Here is a 20107-nt window from a genome sequence, read left to right as displayed (position 1 = left end):
GTGCTCCTTAAATTATCTGATACTTCACTGTCATGGTAGCATGATTTACAGCCTTTTGAAACAAGTTTTTGGATATAAATTAAAGATTAATTATTCCTGATAAACTGCAAAGGAAACTTACATAGAGAATAACAAAATTACCTGTTATAATAGGAAACGTGGAGGATGATGCACAGATGGATACAATCGAAAAATTAATTGTTTGCGGTGGATGTAACGCTAAGATCGGTCCTGGGAATTTAGGAGAACTATTAGCTGATTTACCAAAATCTAGTGATGAAAACTTACTAGTAGGATTTGATTCAACAGATGATGCTGCAGTCATTAAGCTAAGAGACGATTTAGCGATTATTCAAACATTGGATTTTTTCCCAACTATGGTTACTGATCCTTATTTATTCGGAAAGATTGCTGCGGCTAATGCTTTGAGTGATGTTTACGCAATGGGGGGCGAAGTATTATCAGCACTAAATATCGTAGCTTTTCCTGAGGAGAAGGATTTAACGATTTTAAAAGAGATTTTACGAGGTGGAGCGGAGAAAGTACAAGAGGCTGGTGCCATTTTAGCCGGAGGTCACTCGATCCATGATCATTCAGTAAAATATGGGTTATCTGTAACTGGAACAATTGATCCTAATCATATTTATCAAAACAATACTTGTCAGATAGGGGACCATTTAGTACTGACAAAGCCACTTGGGGTAAGTATCATTACAGTAGGCTATAGTGCTAATGAAATTAGTCAAGAAGGTTTCAACAAGGCAACTGAAAGTATGCAGACTCTAAATAAATACGCGATGTCCATTATTCGTAATTATGAGATTACTAGTTGTACGGATGTCACAGGCTTTGGTTTGGCGGGACATTTACATGAAATGTTGAATAGTCATTTTTCTGCTGAAATTCAATCAGATCAGCTGCCCTATTTCCAAGAAGCCTATGAAGGTGCCAAAGAATTTATTTTGACTGCTGGCGGGCAGCGAAATCGCAACTATATGACGGGAAAAATAAAATTTGTAGTAGATGATTTTGCAATTGAAGAATTGTTATTTGACCCTCAAACTTCTGGCGGTTTATTAGTTAGTGTACCGGAATCACAGGTGAAAGAGTTAGTTTCTGAACTGAACTCAGCGGGAATTCCAGCGCAAGATTTTGGGAGGGTAACAGAGCCAGCAGAAAAAGAAATTATTGTATATTAAGGAGACGATAACATGTATAAAATTGATGCAATTGGCAAAGCATGTCCATTACCAGTGATTGAAACAAAGAAAGCATTAAAGGAACATGAAGCGGTGGAGACGTTGGTTGATAATGAGATTGCCACACAAAATCTGAAAAAGATGGCGGATCAATTAGGGTATATTTACCAAATGGAACCCGACAAGGATAATTATCGAGTAAAGATTTCTAAGGGTAATGGCGACGCGGTGGATACAGAAGAGATAAAAGAATCACCAGAAATAGTGACAAACGAGGATTATATTGTAGTGGTAGATACTAATATTATGGGCCGCGGTTCAGATGAGCTTGGGAAAAATCTTTTAAAGATGTTCATTTATTCTATAAAGGAACAAGATGTATTGCCAAAGCAAATTATTTTCTATAATGGTGGTGTAAGTCTTGTAACAGAGGGATCAGACTCATTAGAAGATTTGCAAGCCTTGGCGGATCAGGATGTAGAAATTTATGCCTGTGGTGCATGTTTGAATTTCTTTGAGCTGACAGAAAAAGTAGCCATTGGTGAAATCACTAACATGTACCGTATTGTGGAAATGATGCGACAAGCGCCAAAAGTGATGAAACCGTAAAGGAGCAGGCGATGCAAGAATATGGAGTGGTCCTTTTCTATTCCACCCATGAAGCTATGAAAGCTGAAAAACTAGCCAAAGAAGCCCAACTAAAGGTACGAATTATTCCTACTCCAGAGAAAATTCATGCCAGTTGCGGCTTTTCTTTGAAGTATGAGTTAGCAGAAGAGGAAATATTAAGTACACTTTTGCAGCAGGTGAAGTCTGAAAGCTTTTATCATGTGAAACGAGAAGGATTAAAAACAGACTATGAATTAAGAAAGGATCTTTAGATGGCGAATATTGTAATTGGAACTGCCGGCCATATTGATCATGGGAAAACAACCTTAATTAAGGCCTTGACGGGAATTGAGACGGATACAACCAAAGAAGAAAAAAAACGAGGAATGTCTATTAATCTAGGTTTCGCCTATTTAGATTTGTCTAACCATCAACGAGTAGGAATCGTAGATGTTCCTGGACATGAAAAGTTTATTAAAAATATGGTAGCTGGGTTACCAGGTATCAATTTAGTCCTGCTAGTTATTGATGCTGCAGAAGGAATTATGCCTCAGACGAAGGAACACATCGATATTTTGACGTTACTAGGTATTCAAGACTTCTTAGTGGTTTTAACCAAGGTTGATACGGTTGATCCAGAATTAAAGGAACTGGTAGTAGAGGATATTCGAGATCAATTGGCTGATACACCGTTAGCAGAGGTAGAGATTATTGAGACGGATGCTGTTAGTGGTACAGGAATTGAAAAACTATTGACGGCCATCCAAGTTCACTCTGAGGAACTGTCTGAAAAAAGCAGTACCGGGATCGCTCGTTTGAATATTGACCGAGTATTCAGCGTTAAGGGATTTGGTACGGTTATTACGGGTACGCTGTTGGATGGTACAGTTCAGTTGGGAGAAGAACTTTTTGTATACCCGAGTGGGAAAAAGGTTCGAGTTAGAAATATTCAGGTTCATGAACAAGATGTTCAGCAGGCTCAGGCGGGTCAGCGAACAGCTTTGAATCTGGCTAATATAAGTAAAGACGAATTGGAGCGAGGCGATGTATTGTCAGCCTCTGAAAGTCTGCAACCGACCTGGATGTTAGATGTAAAAGTCAAGTGTTTGCCTGAAGTTGAAATGGGAATTGGCCTATGGGATCGCGTTCGTTTATTGATTGGAACTAGAGAAGTCATGGCACGTTCGGTACCTTTAGGAACGGAATGGATTAAACCTGGTACAGAAGGTTTTTTACAATTACGTTTAGAGGATCAAGTGGCAGTTAGAGAACGAGACCATTTTATATTGCGTTCCTATTCACCAATGCATACAATTGCTGGTGGAGAAGTTCTAGATGCAGCACCAACTAAACACCGTCGGTTCAAGGTAGAAATCTTAGAAAGCTTAAAAGCTAAAGAGGCAGGAAGTATTGAAGAGATCATTTTGGATTTCATGAATAATAAAAAACAGCCTTTTACTACATCAAAGGAACTGCACGAATATCTGGGGCAGTCTATTGAAGAATTACAGCCATTACTAAAAGAAATGGTAATTGATCAGCAAATCATTGATACGAAATCAGGTTATCTGGCTCAAAGTAGTTACCAAGCATTGCAAGAAAAAGCAATCGGCATCTTAAATGACTATCATAAGAAACATCGGTTACGTTTAGGAATGCCGGTAGAGGAATTTCGTTCACGCATGCGGAATCACTTAACTGAAAAGGAATTGTCAGCTTTGATTCGTCTATTGATAGAATCAGAAGTAGTTAAGGAACAGCAGGACAAATTGGCTGTTACTGAGTTTACAGTTACTTTTAACAAATACCAACAGCTTGCGAAAGAAAAAATTGAAACGGAGTTGGCTAAAAATGGTCATACTCCGGTTAAAAAAGATACTTTGTATGGACTCGATAAAAATGCAGAGGAAGTATTAGAGGCACTAAACGGAGATTCCGTTATCTTTTTGACTCACGAATACGTATTATCGGCTAATATTTATTGGCAAGCGGTTCAAAAGGTCCGTAAAACAATTCAGGAACAAGAACAAATGACACTGGCAGATTTTCGTGACATGACCAACTCTAGTCGTAAATCATCAATGCTGATTTTAGAATATATGGATAAGCAAGAAATTACTAAAAGAGTGGAGAATTATCGGATTTTAGGTGCTTCGAAAGAAACGGGTGAATAGGATGAGTCTATATTTTGACAATGCCGCTACTACAGTTCATAAACCTTCTGTTGTAGCTAAACGAGTAACAGAGGTGTTGAGTGCTGACAGTTTCGGTAATCCATCACGGGGAGCTCACCTTTATTCTTTGCGGGCTTATCAGGTAGTTGAAGAAACTCGTGAAGCAATCAAGAAACTTTTCCATGCCACAGAAGGGTATGAGGTCGCTTTTACTAATAATGCGACAGTTGCATTAAATGAAGTGCTAAAAGGAATAATTCGACCAGGAGACCACGTAATAACAACCAGCTGGGAACACAATTCAGTACTTCGTCCTTTATATCAGTTAGAACAAGCGGGTGCTCAGTTAGATTTTGTTACTAGTGAAACATCAACTGGTTGTTTAAATTATCAAGAATTTGAGGAGAAAGTACGACCAGATACCAAGGTAGTGGTATGCAATCATGCGAGTAATGTGACGGGAAATGTATTGGATTTGGAGCGAGTAAAGACCTTTTGTAAAAAGTACGATTTGTTACTAGTTCTTGATATTTCTCAAACAGCTGGAGTTTTATCGATCGATTTAAGCGATGAAGAAATTGCAGCTGTTTGTTTTACCGGACATAAATCGTTGTATGGACCACAAGGGACAGGGGGTGTCTGTGTACGTAAAGACATAGTAGTTGAACCTGTATTAACTGGTGGAGATGGTATGCGTTCATTTTCTAAGACACAACCAAAGGAATTCCCTACGTTATTAGAAGCGGGAACAGCAAATGTTCCAGGAATTGCAGGTTTAGGGGCTGCTGTCCAATGGGGATTAGAAAACCCAGCACCTGCGCAAGAAATAGTTGGTCGCTATTTCATTAAAAGGCTTCAGGAACTTCCTAATATTTCTGTATATGGAGATATGAATCAGCAGCGAGTAAATGTTTTTTCTTTAAATATTGCTGACGCTGATTCGGCTTTAGTGAGTGATTTATTATGGGAAGACTATGAAATTGCCACACGTTCGGGTTATCATTGTGCCCCCTTGATGCACGAAGCATTGGGAACTGCAGCACGAGGAACCGTTCGATTTTCTTTTTCTCGTTTTACTACTCAGAAAGAAATTGATCAGGTAGTACAGGCATTGAGTGAAGTTGCTGGAAGGAAGTAGGAAGATTATGGTGAAAAGTATTCAAGAGCTTTTAGCACAATTGCCGGCAGTGGATATTCTTTTGAAACGTCCCGCGATTGAACAGTTAGCCACGGAGTATCCTAGAGGAGCGGTAAAAGCAGCGATTCAAGAAGTTCTTGGTAATATTCGTCGAGAAGTGCTGCAGCAAATACGTCAAGATTTACCGCAATTGCCAACTATTGAACAAATGATTACTGAAGAACTAATACAACATCAATTTTCTTTACGTCGTGTGATTAACGGAACAGGTACTGTAATTCATACCAATCTAGGAAGATCCTCTTTAAGTAAACGAGTCCAACAGCAGGTAGAAGATATTAGTTTTCACTATTCTAATTTAGAGTTTGACTTAGAATCTGGGGAAAGGGGTTCTCGCTACAGCCACTTAACGGAAATTATTAAGGAGTTAACTGGTGCTGAAGATGTATTAGTAGTTAATAACAATGCGGCGGCGGTTTTACTAGTTCTGAGTACGCTAATCAAGGGCCAGGAAGTTTTGGTTTCTCGAGGAGAGTTGGTGGAAATAGGCGGTGCTTTTCGTATTCCTGATGTAGTGACCTCCAGTGGAGGAAAAATTGTAGAAGTTGGGACAACCAACAAAACCCATTTAAATGATTACCAACAGGCAGTGAATGAAGAAACTGGCGGAATTTTGAAAGTGCATACGAGCAATTATCGAATTGTCGGTTTTACAGAAAGTGTCCCTATACCAGAATTGGCGAAAATAGCCGATCATACCGCTATTCCATTGATTAATGATTTAGGTAGCGGCTTATTTATTGATATGCGACAATTTGGGTTACCATATGAACCAACAGTTAAGGAAGCACTGGATCAAGGCTGTGATATAGTAACTTTTAGTGGTGATAAATTATTAGGTGGGCCACAGGCAGGTATTATTGTAGGTAAAAAGAAATATATTCAACAGATGAAAAAAAACCAACTATTGCGAGCATTGCGGATCGATAAAATGACCTTAAGTGCTTTGGAGGCAACCTTTGAATTATACCTCGATCCAACGCAAGCAATTCAAGAAATTCCTGTTTTACGTATGTTGTCATTAACAGAAGAGGACTGTCTGAGCAAAGCAACAATTTTAGCAGAGAAACTAGAAAAAAATACTAATGATTTAACTATAACTGTTGAAAAGGATGCCAGTGCAGTCGGAGGCGGTTCTTATCCTGAACATTTGTTGCCAACTTATGTCGTATCGATTTATTCGGATGTTATTTCGGCAGAATCTTTGCAACAAAAGCTGCGGGAAAGTCGTATGCCAATAATTAGTCGCATAAAAAACAAAAAAAATTATTTGGATGTACGAACAATTGAGGATGAGGAATTCGCGTTCATAACTTCAGCGATCAGAACATTAGCATAATGGGAGTAAAAGACTCAAACGATGGAGCAAAAATCCATGTTTGAGTCTTTTTTTTATATGACAAAATTGTTAGTTCTTTTTGTCTTTGTTCGATGGAGCGTTTTTCTAATTCAGCCTATACTACAAGAAAAAACAAAGGAGCGATATAAATTGAAAAAACTTTTAATTGGCTTAATCACATTGATTGTTATTGGAGTAGCTGCCCTAAAAATAGCTGATATTGTCGTTATGGGAGGAGATAGCTACTATGTTCAAGTAACAACGGATGGAACAAAGCAGAATGAAACCGATAGTCAAGGCCAAACTTATACAAAATATCAATACCAACTCCCAGGCTATGATCAAAATGGTGAGGAAAAGAGTATGGATTTCTCTACAGTAAAAGAACGTCCATTACGTAAAGAAGCTTTTTTGAAATTGACGTGGAACAAGAATAAGGGGGTCACTTCGTTTGAAGAAGTACAAGAAAAAGAAGTCCCTAAAAAAGCGCAAGAAAAATTATTGGAGGCAAATTAATGGAAACAATAGTAAAAATACAAGACGTGAAAAAAGTATATGGTAAGAAAAATGAAAAAAAGACAGAGGCTCTAAAAGGAATTTCCTTTGAAGTGAACAAAGGAGAATTTATTGGCATCATGGGAGCATCAGGTTCAGGAAAATCAACTTTATTAAATTTATTGTCAACGTTGGATAATCCAACGGAGGGGAATATTTTGATAAACCAAAAAGATGTTTCTACTCTAAAAGGAAATCGTCTAGCTGATTTTCGTGGCAAGGAAATTGGGTTCATTTTTCAAGACTTTAATTTGTTAGAAAATTTAACCGCTGCCGAAAATATAGCGGTTCCTTTGTCATTACAAGGGGTAAAGCCAAAAATAATTAAGAGAGAGGTTCAAAAGATAGCGCAACGTTTGTCGATTGACCATATTTTAGATAGTTATCCAACGGCTATATCTGGTGGTCAAAAGCAACGGGTGGCAGCCGCTCGGGCTTTAGTGACCCAACCGACAATACTATTAGGAGATGAGCCGACGGGCGCTTTGGATTCAAAAAGTGCCAAAGATTTATTGGACACAATGGAAGAATTAAATCGTGAGGATCAAGTTTCTATTTTATTAGTAACCCATGATCCGCTATCTGCCAGTTATTGCCAGCGAATCTTATTTATTAAAGATGGCGTAATTTATCAGCAAATTCAGCGGGATGAAAAAAGTCGCGAAAAATTTTATCGAGATATTTTATCAGCTTTAGGAAACCTTGAACAGTAGAAGGAGTATGTGTATGTTAGTCAAGTTATCATTAACAGGATTAAAAAGCCGTTTGCGGGACTATTTAGTCTTGTTTTCTGGCTTAATAATGGCAGCAGCCATCTTTTATATGTTTCAATCTATGGCTAGTAATGAAGCCTTTCTAAAAAGCAATTCGTTGGTTTCATCAATAGTCTTTATCTTCTATTTTGGCACTGTCCTGCTGTCGATTATTACGTTAGTCTACATTTTTTATGCCAATTCCTTTTTAATGGCAATGCGTCAAAAGGATTATGGCATGTTTATGATGTTGGGAGCTAAATCAAAAAAAATTGCTCAAATGATTTTTATTGAAACATTTTTGATTGGGATTCTCGCAACTATTTGTGGTTCAATTGTGGGACTTGGATTAACTTCGGTAGTGAATCATCTATTGACAACTAAACTCAATATTCAAATTCAACACTTTTCACCGCTTAATGGGAAAGCATTCTTAGTGACCGTTGTTTTCTTTACAATTTTATTTTTGATTGCAGCTGTTTCAAATGCGACAGTAATTGCTAAAAAACCAATCTTGACCTTGTTGCGGGAAAACCAAACGCCGCTGCAAGTAAAACGTCGTAAATCGGGCTTGTTTTTTGAAGCATTGCTGGGTGTAATTTTACTGATAGCTGGTTATGTCATGATGGATCAACTAATGGTTCTTCAGCTTTTGGGAATTGCGGGAGCACTGGTTACGATTGTATTAGGCACCTATTTTGTATTCCATTCAGTCATTGTCTTTATTTTGTCCATGCTGAAAAAAGTAGATAATATTGCCTTTAAGAAACTAAATAATTTTACTCTATCACAATTAAGTTTTCGCATGCAGGAATATACACGAATTTTGTCAATGGTAGCCATGCTAGTTGCTTTAGCTTTGGGTGCTTTAACAGTAGGATTAGGTTTCCGCAATGAGATTCCTAAAATGGCCAATGCAGTGACACCGTATGACCTTGTACTAAACAATGCTCAAAAAGTAGATCAGCAAAAAGTGTCAGCATTAAATCCAACGACAGATGTGAACTATCAATTTAAAGAAGACGCCGAGAATATGTACTATTTAACGGAAGAGTTCAATCAAAACCCAATTTCTACTCATGAGTTCAAACAAGATCGCTCAGTCAAGGTTAAAAAATATACAGGTTCAGAAATGCAGAATAATATTACGGCTCAGGATGCGATACGTTCGGTAGAATTACCAGATCAACAAAGCAAGGAAGTGCATCTAGTTTCTCAGGCTGAATTTGATGCTATTGATCAATCGATTGATAAGTTGCAATTGGTTCAAGTAAATGACTTTTTGAAACAGTTAAAACCTATCCAAGCTTTGGCTCACGAGAATGAGAAAAACAACCCATCAATTGATGAAGACGGCATTGGTAGTTTTTCACAAAAGGTTTCTGCTTATAATTCCTATAATATCATGTTTTCTGGATTTGAATTTATGGGTTTCTTCTTAGGATTAGCCTTTTTGACAATGTTAGCAAGCTGTCTAATGTTTAAAATTTTATCTGGAGCTTATAGCGATGTTCAACGTTATCGTATGCTTAATAAGATTGGTGCACGTCAATCATTATTGAAACAATCTATTCGCAGAGAAATTGGAGTTCTATTTTTAGGACCTGGCTTCTTAGGAATGGTTCACGTACTTTTTGGACTGAAAATGTTCACAGCATTTTTGAGCGATCCTTATCAAGAGTTATGGATACCATTTGGGATATTTTTCCTTTTATATTTGATTTATTATGTGATTACTGTTTGGATGTATACACACTTAGTAATTGAACAACAAGAGTAAGTTTCAGATGATTTGTTATTTTATGTAACGCAGATAGAATTATGAAAAAAAAACGATAAAAGGTTAAAATTTTTTAAGTGTTTAGACTGAAAGTTTTCTTGACTCAATAAGTCTGGTTACACTAATCGGATATTTATAGCTGATCTTCTAGAATAAACTGTAAAAATCCTAAATAATTTATCAGAAGGACCCGTTCTTTTATCAAAAGGTCTATAGTGTATGGAGGAGAATTTAATAGTAGAAAGAAGTGGTTTTGATGAACCAAATTAGACGGGTAATTACCAATCGCTGGGTAATTTTACTGGTTGTCGGTCTCTTATTTTGGGCTAAAACAATGCTAGCTTATTACTTAGATTTTTCGTTAGGAGTCAAGGGAACCATTCAAACGATGATTTTGTGGATTAATCCGGTTGCAACAACCACTCTAATTTTTGGGATTTTTCTTTACGTTAAAAAAATCAAACCAGCATTAATCACTTTGTTTGTCTTGGATGTATTGAATACTTTGATTTTATATTTGAACATTATTTTTTATCGAGAGTTTACGGATTTCGTTACAGTTAAGTCAGTTTTAGGTTTTTCGAAGGTTTCGGATGGTATTTCAGGGAGCTCATTTGCTTTAATGAATGGACATGATATTTTTTATTGGTTGGATATTTTAACGTTTCTAGGAATTTTATTATGGCTGTTCATTAAGAAAATACCGTTGGTTAGTCCGTCAGTTAAAAAGCCGGCTGCTATTGCTATGACAGCATTATCTGTTTTGTTTTTCACAGTAAATTTATCCTTAAGTGAAGCAAATCGTCCTCAATTATTGCAGCGAACCTTTGATCGTTCCTACATTGTAAAATATTTAGGATTAGATGCTTTTACGGTATATGATGGAATCACTACTGAAATGGCCAATAGTGTAAGAGCGCATGCTTCTAGTAATGGTCTAGATGAAGTAAAAAAATACACGGACAGTCACTATGCTGCAGCTGATCCAAATTTATTTGGGGTGGCTAAGGGTAAGAATGTGATTGTTATTCACTTGGAAAGTTTCCAACAATTTTTAATTGGAATGAAGGTTGATGGTCAGGAGGTAACACCTTTTTTAAATAGTCTTTATAGTGACAAGCAAACCTTAGGCTTTGATAATTTTTTCCATGAAGTAGGTCAAGGCAAGACGAGTGATGCAGAAAATATGCTGGAAACGGGTACGTTTGGTTTGCCGCAAGGGTCGCTATTTACCCAATTGGGTTCAGACAATGTCTTTCAAGGTGCTCCAGCCATTTTAAATCAATCAGCAGGATATACCAGTGCTGTTTTTCATGGAAACGTTGGTAGTTTTTGGAATCGAGACCATGTGTATAAGAATTTAGGTTATGAAAACTTTTTTGACCGTTCTTACTTCAATCAATCAGATGAAAGTTTGGGTTATGGAATTTTAGATAAGGATATGCTGAGAGAATCAGCAGGGCATTTAGAACATTTACAACAGCCTTTTTATGCTAAATTCTTAACGGTAACGAATCATACACCTTATTATACTGATGACAAAAATTTCAATTTCCCTTCATTGAATACTGGTGATAGTGTTGTAGATGATTATGTGCGAACGGCTCATTACTTGGATGAATCACTGCAACAGTTCTTCACGTATTTAAAAAATGCAGGGATTTACCAGAATTCTATTTTTATGATTTATGGTGATCATTTTGGTATTTCTGATACGAATAATAAAGATTTGGCACAAGCGTTAGGAAAAGATCCAAGCACATGGAGTAACTTTGATAATGCTCAAATGCAACGGGTACCTTTGATGTTTCATATACCAGGTTTCGAAAATGGTGGGGTGCAACATCAATATGGTGGCGAAATTGATGTATTGCCAACGTTGTTGCATTTAGTAGGTATTGATGATAAAAGCTATATTCATTTTGGAACGGATCTTTTTTCACCACAGCATAATCAAGTAGTTGCCTTTAGAAATGGCGATTTTGTTACTCCGCAATACACGGAACTAGGCGGACAAACTTATGACAATCAAACAGGTCAAGTAGTTGATCCCACAGCGGCAGGAATTGCTGATCAAGTGACTAAGGATCAAAAGCAGGTGAAGACTGCTTTATCTTTATCTGATAAGCTAAATCAAGAAAATTTACTGCGTTTTTATACACCACAGGGATTTACTCCTGTGGATGCTAAGAAATATGATTATCATAATTTAGATGATAAAAATGCAGCAGTTGAAAAAGAAAAAGGTCAAAAATCAACAAGTGTCTATTCCCAAAACGGGAATCAGACCACTGCTAATTTATATCCAGCTGAATAATGAGTATAAGAACAGGCAAAAGTATATAGTGAACGATACACTTTAAACTTTTGCCTGTTCTCTTATTTTGATAAAATAAAAAAGCCAATCACTAGTGATCAGCTTGGCTAAGCATTATTGGCGGGAATGTGTGGGAATCGAACCCACCCAAGAAGCTACTAACTCCTCATACTGGTTTTGAAGACCAGAGGGCACACCAGAACCCATCCACTCCCGAAACAAGATAATTTTATCATTCTTTGGCAGCTCAATCAACCGTTTTATAACAAAAGGCAGATTACTTACTAAATTAATTGGAAGATACTTTTAAAAGCGACAGTGCTCAATATATCAGCAAAATGAACGATAGCCTTCTCAGTACTGAGAAGGCTATCTAACTAATCAATATTCATATTTTAAAGTTGAGGGTGTAGACTATTACTAAAAATTAACTATTTCTCGTTTAAACGATGTATTCCCAAATCCTTCTAATACATCCTTGTAACCCTATAGTTACGCCAGATTGATTAAATTTCATCAAAATGAGTTAAAGTGTCGCATAAAAATATTTTTCGTATTAACTTATTATAGCATGTTTTTATGGAAGCTGCGAAGCACAATAGTCAGAATTTAACACTTATTAAGAATTGGAGAAATATAGATCCTTCGTACGTTCTTTTTTCTCCCCAAACTCGTTCTTTGAAAGGATATATAGGTTAATTTATTCATATCTTTTGCAAAAGGGGAAATAGAAAAAACCGATTAGGATGCACAATCAACAAGTAAATTGTAGCGTTAGCAGAACAGTATTCAAAGTAAAAAAACATGGCAAATATTGATAAAAAGACAAAACAAAAGGCATCTACTATTGACTTCTAGTAGATGCCTTTACAGAGAACTGGAACCGTTCATTTGAGAATTGCACTCCTTATGCGATTTTTTTCAATTCTTGTACTGCTTGTTCGATAGTAACACCGGTAGCAAATTGATTTGCATCCTCTTCATTAAAAACGATGAAAAGATTCAATTCAGTATCCAAAGTTACTCGATAAGTTAATTCTTTGTTATAGAATGTCATATTCATTCTCCTTTCTTTGTACTAACGAAAGGCAACTATTACGCTGATAACGAAATTCCATTTATAATTATAGCATAAATGGGAATAGTTGACTACTACGTTGTTTTGAAGTGGATTCTCTTCACCTTTTATTGTATAGAGTATCTGTTTTGGATAAATGAAGTTTGAGTAAATAATTTGTAAAACTAAAAAATCATGGTTGTTTTTATGTATTAGCATGTTAAGCTTTTATTGAAAGCGTTATTATTAGTTTGTGAATGGAAGAGGAAAAATAATGAAAAAGCCAATAGATAAGATTTCCATCGTTTTTGGATATATCCTAATTATTTTAGGGATCGTATTCCCTTTTGTCCAAGGAATTGAAAAGGAATATACAGTTTTTGGAGCTTGGTTCACGAGCTTATTTAATCATGATTTTTTGGCATTTTGGCAACACAACTTTGCTTCTGGGACACAAGCAATGGTTGGAAGTGGCTTACTGCTGTTGCTAATTATTTTTAGTTTTGCAGAAGCTGTTGGGTTAACATTTGACTACAGAAATATGCTATTACCAAAAATGAAAAATGTTAGTTTATTTTTCCTGATGATCGGGGTCGCTTATTTGCAGTTCTTTCAAGTAAATATTGCGCTGCTATTCGTTCCAGGATTGGCATTTATTGAGTTTATGCTGTCACGTTATCTTGACGGAAAACCAGAGCGAGATCGAGAATATGCTGAGACTAAGGCTGCTAAGCTCACTATGAAAGAAGACAAAAAGGAGAGATTAGACTTTAAAGGTACATACCCTAAACTGCTAAAAAAAATCATTCGAAAAAATTGGCTGTTTTATCGTCAAGATTCCGTCATATTGGTTGTAGGCAATCTAGTGTCATATACTTCTGTTGTTTTACTATTGGTTTTTTATCGTTCATTCTCGGTGCTTCATAATCAGGAGAGTATCTTTAATAAAACTGGCTTATTACGGATATTCATTGAGTCTGGTGGGATATTGGGTCTATTATTATTGATTTTTTTAACTTATGTTACCGGGGTTTATTTGTCTTTTAGAACAACTAATAATGGACTTTGGATTCTTTTGGGTATTCGACGAAAGACCTATTTGTGGATGCTTATTAGAGAATATCTTTTAAATATTAGCTTAGCTGTAGTTTTTGGTACTTTTTTGTTGCTGCCAATAGTTAGAGTAGATTGGTTAGTTTTTGTGATAGCGATACTGATTCAATTGATGTTTTCGGTTTTAACATTGGCTTTTCATCAAGAACAAATTTTGCGTCTTTTACAGTTTAAGCATAAAGAATCGGTCGATGTACGTAAAGGAAATGTCAAATATCCAATTATTTGGTTAAGTGTAGGGATAGTTTCTCTAGTCATTACCTTTTTATGGTTTAGCCGCCGAAAATCTTCAGAAACATACTTTATCTTTGCTCCATTAGCGATTGGGTTACTTGGTATAGTATATGGTGGAGCAGCTCTTGGACAGCAGCTATTGAAACACAGCCACAGCTATTATGAACAATTTTTGAATTTTACTGATTTTTTCTATCAATTTCGTAAGAGTGTTAGTTTAGTTGTGCTTTTGATTCTATTGCAAGTGTTTTGTATGGGCATTTTGATTCCTAGAATCATTACGTATCAAATGACAGAAGAAGCAACTATTTTTCCCTACACTATTATGGCAAAAGTCAAAGCTGAAGATGTTCTTCAACTGAAGAAAATTAGTGAAGAACAAAATGCTGAAATGAACATATTTCCGATGTTACCCATTACTTCGGTCGATGGGGATCCTGAACCGGAAATGTATGGTACACAACGTCCGGTGATGATTATCCAAGGGCAGCATGTAGGGATATCAGAGGATACCTATCAACTATTACGGAAGAAAATTGGAATGAATGAACAACCACTGCACTTAGCAAAGGGATTCTGGCATGTAGTTTACCAACAGACTATCAGTATTCAAGCGCAACCGATTGACTGGGATCCAGGAAGCTCGTTGCCACGTTTGCGAATTGGCCAACCTTTGGAAGAGTATGACACAGCAAATGTCGATAATCTATTTCCTATACGTCAGATTCAAAGCGAGGAACGGTCTATTTTAACCGGAATGTTTCAACGAGGATTGCAAGAAAATCTAATTGTTTTATCAAATAAAGATTTTCAACAAGCCGTAAAAGAACAGCCCAATTTCGCTCGACAGTTGGTTTTGATTCGTACAGCTGACGAAGAGACTATGGTCAAAGAATTAGCGTTTTTGTCTGAAAAGTATGCTGATGAACGTCGCTGGGACGAGTCGATTCAGCCATTTTATGCGAGAGGGCAACGAAAGCAAAATGTTGTTACTGAAAATAAACTGGAAATGATGGTTTTAATCTTTTTAGTTATTATCAGTCAGCTGCTGTGCTTTAGTTTACTTTTAAATAAATATGTTAGTGAAAAAAATGTCTGGACGGACCGGCAAAATCTACTTGGCTTATTAGGCATTCGTGAAAGAGATCGGCGAAAATTGGTGAATCGTCAACTACGATTATTTCTTCTATTACCAATTGTATTAGCTGTAGGTACAAGTATGGGGTTTATTTTTACAATGTTTGGCTTACGATTTTTTAATCAAGTAGAACGTCAGGAATTCTGGAGTCACTTTTTATCAGCAATTATCGGGTACATTTTTATTTGGTATTGCGGTTATCGCTGGTGCGGAAATCAAATTATAAAGTGGGTGATCTGATGACAGCAATTATTACAGCTAAGAATGTTTTCAAAAGTTACGGGGAACAACATGTGCTAAAGGGGATCGATTTACAGCTTGATCAAGGCGATTATGTGAGTATTATGGGCCGTTCAGGTTGCGGTAAAACTACGTTACTAAAAATATTGGGCATGGTTAATTCACCCACCTCTGGAAAAGTTTTCTTTGAGGGGAAAGATACACAGGAGTTGTATCCAGATGAATTATCGGATATTCGGCGCCGTAAATTAGGATTTGTTTTCCAAGATTTCCAATTGATGGAGAGTATTACGGTACGGGAGAATATTCTGCTGCCGGCTATTTTAGATAAACGCAATCTCAACGAAATAGAGCAGCAATTAAAACCCTTGATTGATACCTTGAGAATCGAACCTTTGTTGGATAAACTCCCTCAAACCTTATCAGTAGGAGAAAAGCAGCGAACAGCTATTTGTCGAGCCCTGGTTAATCAACCAAGAATTATTTTAGCTGATGAACCGACGGGTAATCTCGACAGCAATGCAGGTGCGGAAGTTTTAGCTATTTTTAAGCGCATCAATGAAGCAATGGGTGTAACTATTCTAATGATCACTCATGATAATAAAGTTGCCAATAGCGCGAAGAGTGTGATCTTCTTGAAGGATGGTAAAATTTATGACCGAATGAAAACAGCTGGAAAAATAACGGAGTGGGAAATTGCTGAAAAAATGGTTGAAGTGTAACCTCTCAAAGGAATGATGATAGAAGTAAAATGCCGATAAAAATATCCGAACTCTACGAGATGAACATTCTTAAATGACGAGATCATTTTTTATAGTTCGGATCATCTTATTATTTATTCATGCGCCAGTAGTCCATCTAAGTAGGAGATAGCATTTTTTAGATTATCAAAAAAATCAAGATGTCTTTTTTTTGTCCACAACCAGAACATAAGTTCGTGTACATTTATATGAGGAGGTGGCCACTTCTAAAATAGAAACAAGAGAAAGGATTGATTTTTATGGCAAGTATTGAAGGAGTAATTAATTGGTTTAAGGCAAGAGAAGGAAAGGTTACCTATTCCATGACTAACAGAATGGGACCGAATAGTTATGACTGCAGTTCTTCCGTTTATTTCGCATTAATGGAGGCAGGATTTCTGCCATCTGGAACAGCGGTAGGTAATACGGACAGCTTGTATCGATTAGAAGGTAGTGTATTGCAGTCGATTGGAAGAGGCGAAGTTCGTAAAGGAGATCTTTTTGTCTCCGGTGTTAAGGGCGGATCTGGCGGATCTGGCGGATCTGGTGGTCATACGGGGGTCTTTTTAGATAATCAGACAATCATTCATTGTACTTTAGCTCCTGCTTATGGGAAAAATGGAATTGTAACAACCCCTGCTCAAGGTTGGATGGGTGATTACAGCGGCTTACCTGTTTATTATTATCGGTTGAAAAACAGTACACCCACACCACCACCTGTTCCAACTTCTAAATTTAAAGTAGGCCAAAAGGTACACTTTTCTAATAGTGCTACGAAATGGCATGGAGGTAACTCGATTAACTATGATGATATGATGCGAGGGTATAATGTATCGAAAATCAATAATGATGGTTCTCTTTACATTCGAACATTAGATGATGCTTGGGGAGGGAATGTTTTAGAAAAAGATTTGATGCTATTCAGATCAAATACAATTAGTTCGAATGAGGTTGTTAAACTGAGCGCTGCGGCAAGTCATTGGGCCAAGGAGATGTAATTAATATTGAAAATAAGACAACCCGATCTTTTATTGTTAAAGATCGAAAAGACAACCAGTTGCTTTTATATTCAGATGCGGCAAATGGTTGGGAGGTATGGGCTTATGACTGGGATTGTTTGTTAGAGCGGAAGCATAAGATTATCCCTGCTGGTGCTACTGAGCGATATGTTGCTATGAACAAAAATACGACCCGATGGAACGCGTACAAAGCAGTATCCACCAACGTCAAAATTAGTCTTTCAGAATATGACTCAGTATATAAAGTTACTGGTGGAAATGCTGAAGGAACTAGAATGGCCTCGGCATCAAATCCAGAAGTTTTTGGTTGGGTAAATAGTAGCCAAGTAAGCCCAGCACCTAAAAATCAAATCACTCGAGGGGCTTTAGTAAAACTTCGTGCTCAAGCAACTCACTGGGCAAATGGAGATGCAATCAATATTGAAAACAAAACAACCCGAACTTTCTTAGTGAAAGAGCGCCAAGCAAATCAATTGCTGATTTATTCTAATGCAGCCTCTGGCTGGCAAGCATAGGCTTACGATTGGGATGTAATTAAGTAACTAGAAGTACTAGAAGTACCAAAGAAGCGAAAAGTGAACGAACTTTTCGCTTCTTTGGTTATTTCATTACCGCTGCAGCTAACGCTTGTTGGACCTTTATAATATTTTTGTCTTTTCTAAACTGTAGTACTTCTGCTGGTTCCAGGGCACTAGAAACCCAAATTTTTAGTTCAGCATCTAAATCAAAGTGTCCAGAAGTTTCAACACTGAAGCGTGAGATACTTTTGTAAGGATAACTTTTGTATTCAACTTTTTTTCCAGTCATTCCCTGTTTATCGACAATAACTAATCGATAATCTGTAAAAACGATTAAATCTCTGACTAACACAAAAGCTAAATCAACTGTTTCATTGGGTATTAATACATTTTCTAATTCTTTGTCTGCTTTTGTTTGTTTAACTTCAGAAGCATTGCCCATCAGGCCATCAAATAATCCCATAATTGTTCCTCTTTTCTATTCGTTCGTTAATAAAATATTATCTAGATACACAAAGCCTCATAAAAAGGATTTGTATCGATAATTTTTCTTTCGAGATTGGTTCCCAGATCCTTCATCAAAGTTTGCCCAGTATGGCCGAATTGATTTAGTATTTTAAAGCTAGTTTTGCTGGCAGCTTCATAGGAGGCGCTAAATTCAGCTTGCATTGTCTGAATTAAACGCAGCTTTAAAGCTGTTTCGGAAATACCAAATTCTTTTGAAATGTCGGCTGGTTTCTTCCCTTGTTTTAATACATTGATAAATACTGGGTCAGGTAAAAGAATTGCCGCAGCTCCGATATTGGCTTGAAATTCAATGAGCGATTTATAATCATACGTATTCAAAGTTTGCTTTGTATCATAATGGTAAGGAGTTTCTCTATTTAAATGATAAAGGTAGTGAATTAATTCGTGTGAAATTGTAAAGTTAATTCGGTTTTGGTTCATATGCTTATTGTAAGTAATGGTAGTTTCATGCGCATCTTTAACGATCATTCCGGAGAGCGTTTGACGTGCTTTGCCTTCGAAATAAAAACCGCGGATTTTTATACTTTCACCCATTATACACTGCCAAACTGCTTCGTGATTATAGTTTTCAACATTCATTTCTAACCCTAACATTGTGGCTGAAAGGTACTCGTTAATTTTTGTAGAAAATTGAACATATTCCTCTAATTCGCCTGACATACAATCAATCCTTTTCTGTACGTTCTCGTTTGATTTCCTGCAGACGCCAATTCAAGAAACGCTCAACTTCTTTTTCAATATCTTCTGCATCTTCTTCAGAGAGATCGGAGGTATCCGAACGAAGCATAATTTGCCTGGCAATTGAATGATTGTCTGGAGCATCAGTATCGTTGACACTTGCGGCTCGGTCTAACAAATAATCGAGAGAGACATCAAAATAATCAGCAACTTTTTCAATTTTATCAATCCCAGGTTTGTTTTTTCGCCATCGATTGATTACGCCATTGCCAAAATTCAATTGTTCTTCCAATTGACGAATGGAAATATCTTGTTCATTTGCTAATATTTTTATTTTTTCGTATAGATTCATGAGAATAACCTTTCTTTCTAAAAAAAACATAGACAAAAAATCGACATGGTTGCATTATGCAGAATATATGTATACAATAGTTGTATAGGAAACGGAAAAAAGGGCCAATCTGATCTATTCGTCTTCTCTATTGTAGAATATTTGTCTATTTAAGTAAAGAAGTGATGAGAAAATTGGCGAAAGGAGTTACGCACGTGGAAAAATGGAAAAAAGATTATTTGAAAGGAATTCTTTCTGATTATCCTAACTTGAAAGAGTATATTAAGGAAAAGGAGGGTGAAATTTCTCTTCAGTGGCCGAACACTGACGACCGATTACTCATAACTATTTCTTCAGATAGGAGACTGAGAAATTTAGAAAGAAACCATAGAATAATTCAGGAGACCTTAGCAACTGCTTCTCCTGAAGTTCGCATAATCATTAAAGAGCTGTATATGAATCCATACAAAAATTGCAATTTATCTAGTGTAGCAGATCAAGTCTATTTAAGTGCACGACAGGTAACACGTTTGCGGGATCAGTTTTTTGCTAACTTACTGGAGAAATTGGGAATTTAAATTTTTTTTA

At 36.6% G+C, this 20107-nt stretch carries 19 protein-coding genes and 1 tRNA gene; 15 read left to right on the top strand and 5 right to left on the bottom strand.

Annotation, left to right across the window (positions count from 1 at the left end):
- The first annotated feature begins 176 nt into the window (after positions 1–176).
- The 10 genes from selD to IGI46_RS22730 all read left to right on the top strand — a co-directional run bounded on the left by selD (position 177) and on the right by IGI46_RS22730 (position 11923).
- The gene (gene selD / locus IGI46_RS22775) at positions 177–1199 is read left to right on the top strand and encodes a selenide, water dikinase SelD (protein WP_207702720.1); all 1023 of its coding nucleotides are present in this window, start codon (positions 177–179) and stop codon (positions 1197–1199) included.
- A gap of 12 nt (positions 1200–1211) precedes the next feature.
- Positions 1212–1808: a sulfurtransferase-like selenium metabolism protein YedF gene (yedF, locus tag IGI46_RS22770; protein WP_429974348.1), complete on the top strand. Its 597-nt coding sequence runs from the start codon at positions 1212–1214 to the stop codon at positions 1806–1808.
- 11 nt (positions 1809–1819) lie between these two features.
- Positions 1820–2080 (top strand): DUF3343 domain-containing protein, encoded by a 261-nt coding sequence (locus tag IGI46_RS22765; RefSeq protein WP_207702722.1) that lies wholly within the window; start codon positions 1820–1822, stop codon positions 2078–2080.
- Entirely contained in the window at positions 2081–3982 is a 1902-nt protein-coding gene (selB, locus tag IGI46_RS22760; RefSeq protein ID WP_429974347.1) for a selenocysteine-specific translation elongation factor, read from the top strand. It abuts the gene before it with no gap.
- 1 nt (position 3983) lies between these two features.
- Complete coding sequence (locus IGI46_RS22755; protein ID WP_429974346.1) at positions 3984–5120, top strand: aminotransferase class V-fold PLP-dependent enzyme; 1137 nt, start codon at positions 3984–3986, stop codon at positions 5118–5120.
- A 7-nt stretch (positions 5121–5127) separates the two neighbouring features.
- Positions 5128–6519 carry an L-seryl-tRNA(Sec) selenium transferase gene (selA, locus tag IGI46_RS22750; protein WP_429974345.1) on the top strand — a complete coding sequence of 464 codons (1392 nt, stop codon included), beginning with the start codon at positions 5128–5130 and terminating at the stop codon, positions 6517–6519.
- A gap of 150 nt (positions 6520–6669) precedes the next feature.
- A complete protein-coding gene (locus tag IGI46_RS22745) occupies positions 6670–7035 on the top strand; it encodes a YxeA family protein (RefSeq protein ID WP_429974344.1) in 366 nt (121 codons plus the stop codon).
- Positions 7035–7787: an ABC transporter ATP-binding protein gene (locus tag IGI46_RS22740; RefSeq protein ID WP_429974343.1), complete on the top strand. Its 753-nt coding sequence runs from the start codon at positions 7035–7037 to the stop codon at positions 7785–7787. The genes IGI46_RS22745 and IGI46_RS22740 overlap by 1 nt, the downstream gene beginning before the upstream one ends.
- 13 nt (positions 7788–7800) lie before the next feature.
- The gene (locus IGI46_RS22735) at positions 7801–9606 is read left to right on the top strand and encodes an ABC transporter permease (RefSeq protein WP_429974342.1); all 1806 of its coding nucleotides are present in this window, start codon (positions 7801–7803) and stop codon (positions 9604–9606) included.
- Positions 9607–9862: 256 nt separating this feature from the next.
- On the top strand, positions 9863–11923 hold the full coding sequence (locus tag IGI46_RS22730; RefSeq protein WP_429974341.1) for an LTA synthase family protein: 2061 nt from the start codon (positions 9863–9865) through the stop codon (positions 11921–11923).
- 118 nt (positions 11924–12041) lie between these two features.
- Here IGI46_RS22730 and IGI46_RS22725 read toward each other — a convergent pair.
- Positions 12042–12138 (bottom strand) — tRNA-Sec (locus IGI46_RS22725).
- 692 nt (positions 12139–12830) lie between these two features.
- A complete protein-coding gene (locus tag IGI46_RS22720) occupies positions 12831–12980 on the bottom strand; it encodes a hypothetical protein (protein WP_207702730.1) in 150 nt (49 codons plus the stop codon).
- 274 nt (positions 12981–13254) lie between these two features.
- On the opposite strand from IGI46_RS22720, the gene IGI46_RS22715 reads away from it, so the two are divergent.
- From IGI46_RS22715 to IGI46_RS22700, 4 genes are all read left to right on the top strand, one after another.
- A complete protein-coding gene (locus tag IGI46_RS22715) occupies positions 13255–15705 on the top strand; it encodes a hypothetical protein (RefSeq protein WP_429974340.1) in 2451 nt (816 codons plus the stop codon).
- Positions 15705–16427 carry an ABC transporter ATP-binding protein gene (locus IGI46_RS22710; protein WP_429965595.1) on the top strand — a complete coding sequence of 241 codons (723 nt, stop codon included), beginning with the start codon at positions 15705–15707 and terminating at the stop codon, positions 16425–16427. The genes IGI46_RS22715 and IGI46_RS22710 overlap by 1 nt, the downstream gene beginning before the upstream one ends.
- A gap of 278 nt (positions 16428–16705) precedes the next feature.
- On the top strand, positions 16706–17443 hold the full coding sequence (locus tag IGI46_RS22705; protein ID WP_429974339.1) for a peptidoglycan amidohydrolase family protein: 738 nt from the start codon (positions 16706–16708) through the stop codon (positions 17441–17443).
- Positions 17425–17979 carry a hypothetical protein gene (locus IGI46_RS22700; RefSeq protein ID WP_429965597.1) on the top strand — a complete coding sequence of 185 codons (555 nt, stop codon included), beginning with the start codon at positions 17425–17427 and terminating at the stop codon, positions 17977–17979. The genes IGI46_RS22705 and IGI46_RS22700 overlap by 19 nt, the downstream gene beginning before the upstream one ends.
- An 85-nt stretch (positions 17980–18064) precedes the next feature.
- On the opposite strand, the gene IGI46_RS22695 is transcribed toward IGI46_RS22700, so the two are convergent.
- The 3 genes from IGI46_RS22695 to IGI46_RS22685 are packed head-to-tail and all read right to left on the bottom strand — an operon-like array spanning position 18065 to position 19540.
- On the bottom strand, positions 18065–18445 hold the full coding sequence (locus tag IGI46_RS22695; protein WP_429965598.1) for a PH domain-containing protein: 381 nt from the start codon (positions 18443–18445) through the stop codon (positions 18065–18067).
- 41 nt (positions 18446–18486) lie between these two features.
- Positions 18487–19170: an ImmA/IrrE family metallo-endopeptidase gene (locus tag IGI46_RS22690; RefSeq protein WP_207702734.1), complete on the bottom strand. Its 684-nt coding sequence runs from the start codon at positions 19168–19170 to the stop codon at positions 18487–18489.
- A 4-nt stretch (positions 19171–19174) separates the two neighbouring features.
- Positions 19175–19540 carry a helix-turn-helix domain-containing protein gene (locus IGI46_RS22685; protein WP_429965599.1) on the bottom strand — a complete coding sequence of 122 codons (366 nt, stop codon included), beginning with the start codon at positions 19538–19540 and terminating at the stop codon, positions 19175–19177.
- Positions 19541–19734: 194 nt separating this feature from the next.
- On the opposite strand from IGI46_RS22685, the gene IGI46_RS22680 reads away from it, so the two are divergent.
- Complete coding sequence (locus tag IGI46_RS22680) at positions 19735–20097, top strand: transcriptional regulator (RefSeq protein WP_429965600.1); 363 nt, start codon at positions 19735–19737, stop codon at positions 20095–20097.
- Positions 20098–20107 lie beyond the last annotated feature (10 nt).

Origin of the sequence: Enterococcus sp. AZ163, from assembly GCF_050498925.1 — a bacterium.
Lineage (GTDB): Bacteria > Bacillota > Bacilli > Lactobacillales > Enterococcaceae > Enterococcus_A > Enterococcus_A ferrettii.
Note: the sequence above shows the minus strand (reverse complement) of the source record. Positions and strands in the feature narration are given on the sequence as shown.